This is a genomic window from Hydrogenophaga sp., from assembly GCF_031426985.1.
Taxonomy (GTDB): Bacteria; Pseudomonadota; Gammaproteobacteria; order Burkholderiales; family Burkholderiaceae_C; genus Hydrogenophaga.
Window position 1 is genome coordinate 1 of sequence record NZ_JASJOY010000127.1, and the last position, 10,295, is coordinate 10,295.

Sequence of the window (10,295 nt, forward strand, 5' to 3'; positions counted from 1 at the left end):
GGTGGTCGAGGGCTGCATCATGATGCGCAAGTGCCACCTCAACACCTGCCCGGTGGGTGTGGCCACGCAGGACCCGGAGCTGCGCAAGAAGTTCTCGGGCCGGCCCGAGCACGTCGTCAACTACTTCTTCTTCATCGCCGAAGAGGCGCGCCAGATCATGGCGCAGCTGGGCGTGCGCAAGTTCGACGAGCTGATCGGCCGCGCCGACCTGCTGGACATGAAGCAGGGCATCGAGCACTGGAAGGCCAAGGGCCTGGACTTCAGCCGCCTGCTGGCCACCCCGGCCGTGCCGGCCGACGTGCCGCGCCTGCACACGCAGACGCAGGACCACGGGCTGGAGAAGTCGCTGGACAACATCCTGATCGCCAAGAGCCAGGCCGCCATCGAGAAGGGCGAGAAGGTCCAGTTCATCGAGCGCGCGCGCAACGTGAACCGTTCCGTGGGCGCCATGCTCTCGGGCGCGGTGACCAAGGTGCACCCCGAAGGTCTGCCGGACGACAGCATCCGCATCCAGCTCGAAGGCACGGGCGGCCAGTCCTTCGGCGCCTTCCTCACCAACGGCATCACGCTGTACCTGATCGGCGACGCCAACGACTACACCGGCAAGGGCCTCTCGGGCGGCCGCGTGGTGGTGCGCCCCAGCATCGACTTCCGCGGCGACGCGACGCGCAACACCATCGTCGGCAACACCGTGATGTACGGAGCCACCGCCGGTGAAGCCTTCTTCAGCGGCGTGGCCGGTGAACGTTTCGCCGTGCGCCTTTCGGGCGCCACCGCGGTGGTGGAAGGCACGGGCGACCACGGTTGCGAATACATGACCGGCGGCACCGTGCTGGTGCTGGGCAAGACCGGCCGCAACTTCGCCGCCGGCATGAGCGGTGGTGTCGCCTACGTCTACGACGAAGACGGCCTGTTCGCCCAGCGCTGCAACACCGCCCAGGTCACGCTGGACAAGGTGCTGCCGGCGGCCGAGCAGGAAGCCACGACCGACAAGGCCATCTGGCACCGCGACCAGACCGATGAAGCCCAGCTCAAGAAGCTGCTGGAGGACCACAACCGCTGGACCGGCAGCAAGCGCGCCCGCGAGCTGCTGGACCACTGGACCGAGGCCCGCGCCAAGTTCGTGAAGGTGTTCCCGACCGAATACAAGCGCGCCCTGGGCGAGATCAACGCCAAGAAGGCGGCTGTGGCCGCCACCGGCAAGGCCCAGACCAGCGCCAAGAAACAAGCGGCCCCGGCCAAATAAACAACGACCCCACGCAGGACCAACATCATGGGAAAAGTCACCGGCTTCATGGAATACGAGCGCCTGGAAGAGGGCTACAAGCCCGTCGCCGAGCGCCTGAAGCACTACAAGGAATTCGTGGTCGGCCTCGATGAATCGCAGGCCAAGATCCAGGGCGCGCGCTGCATGGACTGCGGCACGCCGTTCTGCAACAACGGCTGCCCGGTCAACAACATCATTCCGGACTTCAACGACCTCGTGTACTCGGGCGACTGGCAGAACGCCATCACCGTGCTGCACAGCACCAACAACTTCCCGGAATTCACCGGTCGCATCTGCCCCGCGCCTTGCGAGGCGGCCTGCACCATCAACGTGAACGGCGACGCGGTGGGCATCAAGTCCATCGAGCACGCGATCATCGACAAGGCCTGGGCCGAAGGCTGGGTCAAGCCCCTGCCGGCCAAGCACAAGACGGGCAAGAAGGTGGCGGTGGTGGGCTCCGGCCCCGCCGGCATGGCGGCGGCCCAGCAGCTGGCGCGCGCCGGCCACGACGTGACGCTGTTCGAGAAGAACAGCCGCATCGGCGGTCTGCTGCGCTACGGCATCCCCGACTTCAAGATGGAGAAGACGCACATCGACCGCCGCGTGGCCCAGATGGAAGCCGAAGGCGTGGTCTTCAAGACCAGCACGCTGATCGGTGCCATGCCGGCCGACAGCAAGGTCACCAACGACGCCAAGACGGTGATCAGCGCCGATGAGCTGAAGGCCCAGTTCGACGCCGTGCTGCTGACCGGTGGTTCCGAGCAGAGCCGCGACCTGCCGGTGCCCGGCCGTGAACTCGATGGCGTGCACTTCGCCATGGAGTTCCTGCCGCAGCAGAACAAGGTCAATGCCGGTGACAAGCTCAAGAGCCAGCTGCGCGCCGACGGCAAGCACGTCATCGTCATCGGCGGTGGTGACACCGGCTCCGACTGCGTGGGCACCAGCACCCGCCACGGCGCCGTGAGCGTGACCCAGTTCGAGGTGATGCCGCAGCCGCCCGAGCAGGAAAACAAGCCCCTGGTGTGGCCGTACTGGCCGCTGAAGCTGCGCACCAGCTCCAGCCACGACGAGAGCGCCGAAAAGGGCATCCTGCAGCGCGCGTTCGCCATCTCCACCAAGGAATTCATCGGCAAGAACGGCAAGCTGACCGGCCTCAAGACCGTGAACGTCGAGTTCAAGGACGGCAAGATGGTCGAGGTCGCCGGCTCCGAGAAGGAATACAAGGCCGACCTGGTGCTGCTGGCCATGGGCTTCGTGAACCCGGTCGCCACCGTGCTGGACGCCTTCGGCATCGACAAGGACGCCCGCGGCAACGCCAAGGCCCACACCGAGTTCACCGGTGGCTACGCCACCAACGTGGCCAAGGTGTTCGCCGCCGGTGACATGCGCCGTGGCCAGAGCCTGGTGGTCTGGGCCATCCGTGAAGGCCGGCAGGCTGCGCGCGCGGTGGACGAGTTCCTGATGGGCTGTTCCGACCTGCCGCGATAAACGCATCACCCCCGCCGCGCCGCGCGCGACCCCCTCCAGGGGGCCACGCGTGCGGCCCGGCGGAGCCGGTGCCACCGCGTGCTGGGCTGGGGCACGTCGCTCCGGGGTTCGATGGGATGTTCTGCCGTTTTGTGCGGAAATAGGCTCAAAGCCTTAGGGATTAACCCTCATGAGACAATCCCCGGCTCTTTTCCAAGTCCCATGAGCGCCACCCCCTTCATCGAGATCGACCACGTCACCTTCGGCTACGACAGCCGCAGGACCATCCTCAACGACCTTTCGTTGACCTTCGCCCGGGGCAAGGTCACGGCGGTGCTGGGGGGATCGGGGTGTGGCAAGACCACCTTGTTGCGGCTGATCGGCGGCGTGCACGCCGCCAACAGTGGCCGGGTGGTGTTCGACGGCGAGGTGGTCAACACCGGTGACAAGGCGCAGCTGTTTCGCCTGCGCCGCCGGCTGGGCATGCTGTTCCAGTTCGGCGCGCTGTTCACCGACCTCAATGTGTTCGACAACGTGGCCTTCCCGCTGCGCGAGATGACGGATCTGCCCGAAGTGCTGATCCGCGACATCGTGCTCATGAAGCTCAACGCGGTGGGCCTGCGTGGCGCGGCCCACCTGAAGATCAGCGAAGTCTCGGGCGGCATGGCGCGCCGCGTCGCATTGGCCCGTGCCATCGCGCTCGACCCCGAACTCATCATGTACGACGAGCCCTTCGCCGGCCTGGACCTGGTGTCCATGGGCGTGGCGGCCAAGCTCATCCGCACCCTGACCGACGTGACCGGCGCCACCACGTTGCTGATTTCGCACGATGTGCCGCAGTGCATGGCGATCAGCGACTGGGTGGTGCTCATGGCCACGGGCGGGCGGATCGTGGCCCAGGGCACGCCAGCCGAGCTGATGGCCAGCACCGAGCCCGAGGTGCGGCAGTTCGTGCGCGGCGAACCCGACGGTCCGGTCAAGTTCCATTACCCGGCCCGCTCAGTGGCGCAGGACTTCGGCCTGGAGGCGGCGCCATGAACGTCTTGCAACACCTGGGCCAGCGCGCGCTGGCCGTCCTGGCCAGCTGGGGGCACGGGGCGCTCTTCTTCTGGGAACTGCTGCAGGCGCTGCCTGCGGCCATCACCCGCCCGGGTCTGGTGGTGCAGCAGATCCACGCCATCGGCAACCGTTCGCTGGTCATCATCCTGGCCTCGGGCACGGCGGTGGGCTTTGTGCTGGCCCTGCAGATGTATTACGCGCTCACCACGTATGGCGCCTCCGAGTCGCTGGGCCTGATCGTCAACCTCGCGCTGGTGCGCGAACTGGGGCCGGTCGTGACGGCGCTGCTGTTCGCCGGCCGCGCCGGCACCTCGCTCACCGCCGAGATCGGCCTGATGAAGGCGGGTGAACAGATCGCCGCCATGGAGCTGATGGCCATCGACCCCAAGGCGCGCGTGCTGGCGCCACGCTTCCTCGGCGGCATCGTGTCCATGCCTTTGCTGGCCGCGCTGTTCTCCGCCGTCGGCATCCTGGGTGCGTACGTGGTGGCGGTGATGCTGATCGGCATCGACGCCGGCAACTTCTGGTCCATCCAGCAGAGCGGTGTCGATGTCTGGCGCGATGTCGGCAACGGCGTGGCCAAGAGCGCCGTGTTCGGTGTCATCTGCACCGCCGTCGCGCTCTACCAGGGCTACGAAACCGAGGCCACGCCCGAAGGGGTGGCCTACGCCACCACGCGCACCGTGGTCACTGCGTCGCTGGGCGTGCTGGCCATGGACTTCATCCTGACCGCCCTGATGTTCTCGACCCCTTGATGTGAGAGAAACATGAACCCCGACGTTCATCACTGCGTGTATTCACTGCCCCCCGAGGGGGCGCAAGCCTCTCTTGAGGCGGCTCCGCGAGAGGCTTGATCATGAACAAGAAAAGTACCGAAATCCTGGTGGGCCTGTTTGTCGTGCTCGGCGCGCTGGCCCTGCTGTTCCTGGCCCTCAAGGCCGCCAACCTGGCCAGCTTCACCAACGGTGGCGACACCTACACGGTGCAGGCCCGGTTCGACAACATCGGTGGCCTCAAGGCGCGTGCACCGGTGCGCTCGGCCGGTGTGAGCGTGGGCCGCGTGACCAACATCACCCTGGACGCGCAGACCTTCCAGGGCGTGGCGACGATGGAAATCCGCAAGGACATCCAGTTCCCCAAGGATTCGTCGGCCAAGATCCTCACCGCCGGGCTGCTGGGCGACCAGTACATCGGCATCGAACCCGGTGGCGACACCAAGAACCTGGCCAACGGCGATGTGATCACGCAGACGCAGTCGGCCGTGGTGCTGGAAAACCTGATCGGCCAGTTCCTGTTCAACAAGGCGGCCGACGGGGGCAAGGACGCCCCCGCGCAGTGAGCGCGGACGGGGCATGAACACAACAGGGACAGCGTCCCAGGCAGGGGGTGAAATGAAACAGAACCGATCATTGAGAACCATCCGTTCCGCCGTCGGCACTGGGCTGGTGGCGGCCGTTCTGGTGGGATGCGCCACCGGGCCCGACGCCAACCCCCGCGATCCGCTGGAGCCGTTCAACCGCGGCGTGAGCCAGTTCAACGACGCGGTGGACGGCGCGGTGCTCAAGCCGGTGGCCACGGTGTACCGCGAGGCCACGCCCGACCTGGTCCGCACCGGGGTGAGCAACTTCTTCGGCAACCTGCGGGACGTCTGGTCGTTCATCAACGCCACCCTGCAGCTCAAGCCGCAGGCCGCCGCCGAAAACGGGCTGCGCGTGGGCGTCAACACCGTGCTGGGTTTCGGGGGCGTGTTCGACATCGCCTCCGAGATGGGCATCGACCGCACCTCGCTGGACTTCGGCCAGACCCTGGGCCGCTGGGGTGTGCCGTCGGGTCCCTACCTGGTGCTGCCGATCTTCGGCCCCTCGTCCATCCGTGACGCGGCCGGCTTCGGCGTGGAAACCAGCGGTGACCTGGTCTCGCGCGTGGACCACATCCCGATGCGCAACTCCCTGTATGCGCTGCGGGCGGTCGAAACGCGCGCCAACCTGCTGCGCGCGACCACCATGCTCGAAGGCGCGGCGCTGGACAAGTACAGCTTCACGCGCGACATCTACCTGCAGCGCCGCCAGAGCCAGATCGAGGACCTGATCGACGCTGGCAGCGGGCTGGGCAACGGCAACGGCAACGGCGCAGCGCCCCGGTGAAACGTGTCAAACCGCGCGTTTCGATACCCCGACATTACACAAGCGACACATTTGCCCCGGAACCGGTGACGTACAGTCCCGGTCTCAAACGGATGGCCCGGCCCAACACACCGGCCACCGCAACGAAAGGACAGACAGACATGCAACGACGCCAATGGTTTTCCCGACTGATCGCCGTGCTGGCCGTGGCCAGTGCCCCGCTGCTGCCGTCGCTGGCGCAGGCCGCCGACGAGGCGCCCGACGCGCTGGTGCAGCGCATCTCCGGTGAGGTGATGACCGCCGTCAAGGCCGACGCCGCCATCCAGAAGGGCGATATCAACCGCATCGTGGCGCTGGTGGACAGCAAGATCATGCCCAACGTCAACTTCTCGCGCATGACCGCCTCGGCCGTCGGCCGCTTCTGGCGCCAGGCCACGCCGGCCCAGCAAAAGCAGCTGCAGGACGAATTCAAAACCCTGCTGGTGCGCACCTACTCGGGTGCGCTCGGCGAGGTCAAGGACCAGACCGTCAGCTTCAAGCCGCTGCGCGCCAAGCCCGAAGACACCGAAGTGGTGGTGCGTTCCGAAGTGCGCGGCCGTGGTGAACCCATCCAGCTCGACTACCGCCTGGAAAAGACGCCCGAGGGCTGGAAGATTTACGACCTGAACGTGCTTGGCGTCTGGCTGGTGGAAACCTACAAGACCCAGTTCGCCCAGGAAATCAACACCAAGGGCATCGACGGCCTGATCGCCTCGCTGGTCCAGCGCAACAAGGCTGGCGCCACCGCCAAGGCCAGCTGAGGATGGCGTCCGTGCCCGACCAGCGCGCCAGCCTGCCCGAGCGCCTGACGCTGGAGCAGGCGGTGCCCGCACTGGCCCAGATGCGCAGCGCGCTGCTGGCCCAGCCCGGGTCGGTCGCGGTGCTCGACGCCAGCGCCCTGCGCGAGTGCGATTCCTCGGCCGTGGCGGTGCTGCTGGAGCTGCGCCGCGCGCTGCAGCAGCAGGGCAAGACCTTGCAGCTGCAGAACGGCCCCCAGCGCCTGCGCGATCTGGTGGCGTTGTACGGCGTGCAGGAACTGCTGGCCGTTTGATCGCCGAACAGCCTTCGGCTCGGGCGGGGCAGGGGCTGCCGGTAAAATACCCGGTTCCCCGCAGCGGCAGGCCAGACGGCCCGACGCGAGCACTGGGGCCACTCCTTCATGCCCGCTGTTTCCTTCCAGAACGTTTCCAAGACTTACCGCAGCGCGCGCGGTGAGTTGCAGGCGCTCAAGGGCGTGTCGTTCGACATCGAATCGGGCGAGTTTTTCGGGCTGCTGGGCCCCAACGGGGCGGGCAAGACCACGCTGATCAGCATCCTGGCCGGCCTGGCGCAGGCCACGGGTGGTCGCGTGCTGGTGCACGGACACGATGTGCAGACCGACTACGCTGCCGCGCGCCGCGCGCTCGGCGTGGTGCCGCAGGAACTGGTGTTCGACCCCTTCTTCAACGTGCGCGAAGCTCTGCGCTTCCAGTCCGGTTATTTCGGTCTTCGCCACAACGACGCCTGGATCGACGAACTGCTGGCCGGCCTGGGGCTGGCCGACAAGGCCACGGCCAACATGCGCCAGCTCTCGGGCGGCATGAAGCGCCGTGTGCTGGTGGCACAGGCCCTGGTGCACAAGCCGCCGGTGATCGTGCTCGACGAGCCCACCGCCGGCGTGGACGTGGAACTGCGCCAGACCCTGTGGCAGTTCATCAGCCAGCTCAACAAGCGGCAGGGTTGCACCGTGCTGCTGACCACGCACTACCTGGAAGAGGCCGAGGCGCTGTGCGGCCGCATCGCCATGCTCAAGCAGGGGCAGGTGGTGGCGCTGGAAAAGACGTCCGACCTGCTCAGCCGCGCGTCGTCCAACGTGCTGCGTTTCAAGACCGACCAGACCCTGCCGGCCGATCTGGCGGGGCAGGCGCGCATCACCGGGCGTGTGGTGCAACTGCCCGCCCACAACGCGCACGAGGTGGAGCAGTGGCTGGCGCGGGCGCGCGAAGCCGGTGTGACCGCCGAAGACGTGGAGATTCGCAAGGCGGACCTGGAAGACGTGTTCATCGACGTGATGGAGAAGGCTTCCGGCACGGGAGTCACGCCATGAGCGGCTGGCAGATGCTGTTCTACAAAGAGGTGCTGCGCTTCTGGAAGGTGGGGTTCCAGACGGTTGCCGCACCTGTCATCACGGCCATCCTGTACATGCTGATCTTTGGCCATGTGCTCGAAGACAGCCAGAAGGTCTATGGCCAGGTGAGCTACACCGCCTTCCTGCTGCCCGGGCTGGTGATGATGAGCGTGCTGCAGAACGCTTTTGCCAACAGCAGCAGCTCGCTGATCCAGAGCAAGATCATGGGCAATCTGGTGTTCCTGCTGCTCACGCCGCTGTCGCACCGTGCCTGGTTCGTCGCCTATGTGGGTTCGTCGGTGGTGCGGGGGCTGGCGGTGGGGGCGGGCGTGATGCTGGCCACCTGGTGGTACGCCCAGCCCAGCCTGGTGGCGCCGCTGTGGATCCTGGCCTTTGCCTTCATGGGCGCGGCCCTGCTGGGCGCGTTGGGCGTGATCGCCGGCCTGTGGGCCGAGAAGTTCGACCAGATGGCGGCGTTCCAGAACTTCATCATCATGCCCATGACCTTCCTGTCGGGCGTGTTCTATTCCATCCATTCGCTGCCCGGTGTGTGGCAGCGCGTGAGCCATCTCAACCCCTTTTTCTACATGATCGACGGCTTCCGCTACGGCTTCTTCGGCGTCAGCGACGTCTCGCCCTGGCTGAGCCTGTCCATCGTGGCCACGGCGCTGGTGCTGGTCAGCGCCCTGGCGCTGCACCTGCTGCGCACCGGCTTCAAGATCCGTCACTGAGCGACCCTTCCCATGACCGCTGAACAACTGCAACAACTCATCGCCGCCGGTCTGACCTGCGAGCACCTCGAAGTCAGTGGCGACGGCCGTCACTGGTCGGCCGTGATCGTCTCGCCCGAATTCGAGGGCAAGCGCCCCATCGCCCGCCACCAGCGCGTTTACGCCACGCTGGGCGAGCGCATGAAGACGGACGAGGTGCACGCGCTGTCCATGAAAACCTTCACCCCCGCCGAGTGGGCCAACCAGAACTGATCGAGACAACCCCATGGACAAACTGCGCATCACCGGTGGACGCCCGCTCAATGGCGAAGTCACCATCTCTGGCGCCAAGAACGCGGCGCTGCCCGAGCTGTGCGCCACGCTGCTGACCAGCGACCCGGTGCACCTGACCAATGTGCCGCGCCTGCGCGACGTGGCCACCATGCGGCTGCTGCTGGACAACATGGGGGTGAAGACCGAGACCCACGGTGACCGTGGCGGCATGAGCTTCCAGGCGCCCGACAGCCTCAACCCCGAGGCGCCGTACGAGCTGGTCAAGACCATGCGCGCCTCGGTGCTGGTGCTGGGCCCGCTGCTGGCGCGCTTTGGCCATGCCAAGGTGTCGCTGCCCGGCGGTTGCGCCATCGGCTCGCGCCCGGTGGACCAGCACATCAAAGGCATGCAGGCCATGGGCGCCGAGATCGTGGTCGAACACGGCTACATGGTCGCCAAGCTGCCGCAAGGCCGCACCCGCCTGCACGGCGCGCGCATCGCCACCGACATGGTGACCGTGACCGGCACCGAAAACTTCCTCATGGCCGCGGCGCTGGCCGAGGGCGAGACCCTGCTGGAGAACGCGGCGCAGGAACCGGAGATCCCCGACCTGGCCGAGATGCTGATCGCCATGGGCGCCAAGATCGAAGGCCACGGCACCAGCCGCATCCACATCCAGGGAGTGGACCGGCTGCACGGCGCCACCCACCAGGTGGTGGCCGACCGCATCGAGGCCGGCACCTTCCTGTGCGCGGTGGCCGCGACGGGCGGTGACGTGATCCTGCGCCACGCCCGCGCCGAGCACCTGGACGCGGTGATCGACAAGCTGCACGACGCCGGTGCCGAGATCGAGGCCGGCGACGGATTCATCCGTGTGCGCGCTTCGGGTCGCATGAAGGCGCAGAGCTTCCGCACCACGGAATACCCGGGTTTTCCGACCGACATGCAGGCCCAGTTCATGGCGCTCAACTGCGTCGCCACCGGTGCGAGCAAGGTCACCGAGACCATCTTCGAGAACCGCTTCATGCACGTCAATGAACTGGTGCGCCTGGGCGCGAAGATCCAGACCGATGGCAAGGTGGCCGTGGTGGACGGGGTGGAGAAGCTGCAGGGCGCGACCGTGATGGCGACCGACCTGCGCGCCTCGGCCAGCCTGGTGATCGCCGGTCTGGTGGCCGAAGGCGAAACCATCGTCGACCGCATCTACCACCTGGACCGTGGCTACGACCAGATGGAAGCCAAGCTGCGCG

The 10,295-nt window shown here is 66.7% G+C and carries 12 protein-coding genes; all 12 read left to right on the forward strand.

The genetic code is table 11. The annotated features are described in order from the left end of the window. Nucleotides 1-1,246: glutamate synthase-related protein (locus RMP09_RS15350; RefSeq protein WP_310566856.1), on the forward strand; the 1,246-nt coding region annotated here is incomplete at its 5' end. A gap of 27 nt (nt 1,247-1,273) precedes the next feature. Beyond that, nucleotides 1,274-2,755, forward strand: a complete 1,482-nt coding sequence (locus tag RMP09_RS15355) for a glutamate synthase subunit beta (RefSeq protein ID WP_310566857.1) — start codon at nt 1,274-1,276, stop codon at nt 2,753-2,755. Between the two features lie 201 nt (nt 2,756-2,956). Continuing rightward, nucleotides 2,957-3,772, forward strand: coding sequence for an ABC transporter ATP-binding protein (locus tag RMP09_RS15360; RefSeq protein ID WP_310566858.1), 816 nt, complete (start codon nt 2,957-2,959; stop codon nt 3,770-3,772). Beyond that, entirely contained in the window at nt 3,769-4,548 is a 780-nt protein-coding gene (mlaE, locus tag RMP09_RS15365) for a lipid asymmetry maintenance ABC transporter permease subunit MlaE (protein ID WP_310566859.1), read from the forward strand. Before RMP09_RS15360 ends, mlaE begins: the two co-directional genes overlap by 4 nt. A 101-nt stretch (nt 4,549-4,649) precedes the next feature. Next, nucleotides 4,650-5,132: an outer membrane lipid asymmetry maintenance protein MlaD gene (mlaD, locus tag RMP09_RS15370; RefSeq protein ID WP_310566860.1), complete on the forward strand. Its 483-nt coding sequence runs from the start codon at nt 4,650-4,652 to the stop codon at nt 5,130-5,132. A gap of 52 nt (nt 5,133-5,184) precedes the next feature. Further along, nucleotides 5,185-5,937 carry a VacJ family lipoprotein gene (locus RMP09_RS15375; RefSeq protein WP_310566861.1) on the forward strand — a complete coding sequence of 251 codons (753 nt, stop codon included), beginning with the start codon at nt 5,185-5,187 and terminating at the stop codon, nt 5,935-5,937. A gap of 140 nt (nt 5,938-6,077) precedes the next feature. Beyond that, entirely contained in the window at nt 6,078-6,716 is a 639-nt protein-coding gene (locus tag RMP09_RS15380; protein ID WP_310566862.1) for an ABC transporter substrate-binding protein, read from the forward strand. Between the two features lie 11 nt (nt 6,717-6,727). Next, on the forward strand, nt 6,728-7,006 hold the full coding sequence (locus RMP09_RS15385; RefSeq protein WP_310566863.1) for an STAS domain-containing protein: 279 nt from the start codon (nt 6,728-6,730) through the stop codon (nt 7,004-7,006). A 108-nt stretch (nt 7,007-7,114) separates the two neighbouring features. Continuing rightward, complete coding sequence (locus RMP09_RS15390) at nt 7,115-8,041, forward strand: ABC transporter ATP-binding protein (protein WP_310566864.1); 927 nt, start codon at nt 7,115-7,117, stop codon at nt 8,039-8,041. Beyond that, nucleotides 8,038-8,793 carry an ABC transporter permease gene (locus RMP09_RS15395; protein ID WP_310566865.1) on the forward strand — a complete coding sequence of 252 codons (756 nt, stop codon included), beginning with the start codon at nt 8,038-8,040 and terminating at the stop codon, nt 8,791-8,793. The genes RMP09_RS15390 and RMP09_RS15395 overlap by 4 nt, the downstream gene beginning before the upstream one ends. 12 nt (nt 8,794-8,805) lie before the next feature. Then, on the forward strand, nt 8,806-9,045 hold the full coding sequence (locus RMP09_RS15400) for a BolA family protein (protein WP_310566866.1): 240 nt from the start codon (nt 8,806-8,808) through the stop codon (nt 9,043-9,045). A gap of 13 nt (nt 9,046-9,058) precedes the next feature. Continuing rightward, nucleotides 9,059-10,295: UDP-N-acetylglucosamine 1-carboxyvinyltransferase (gene murA, locus RMP09_RS15405; protein ID WP_310566867.1), on the forward strand; the 1,237-nt coding region annotated here is incomplete at its 3' end.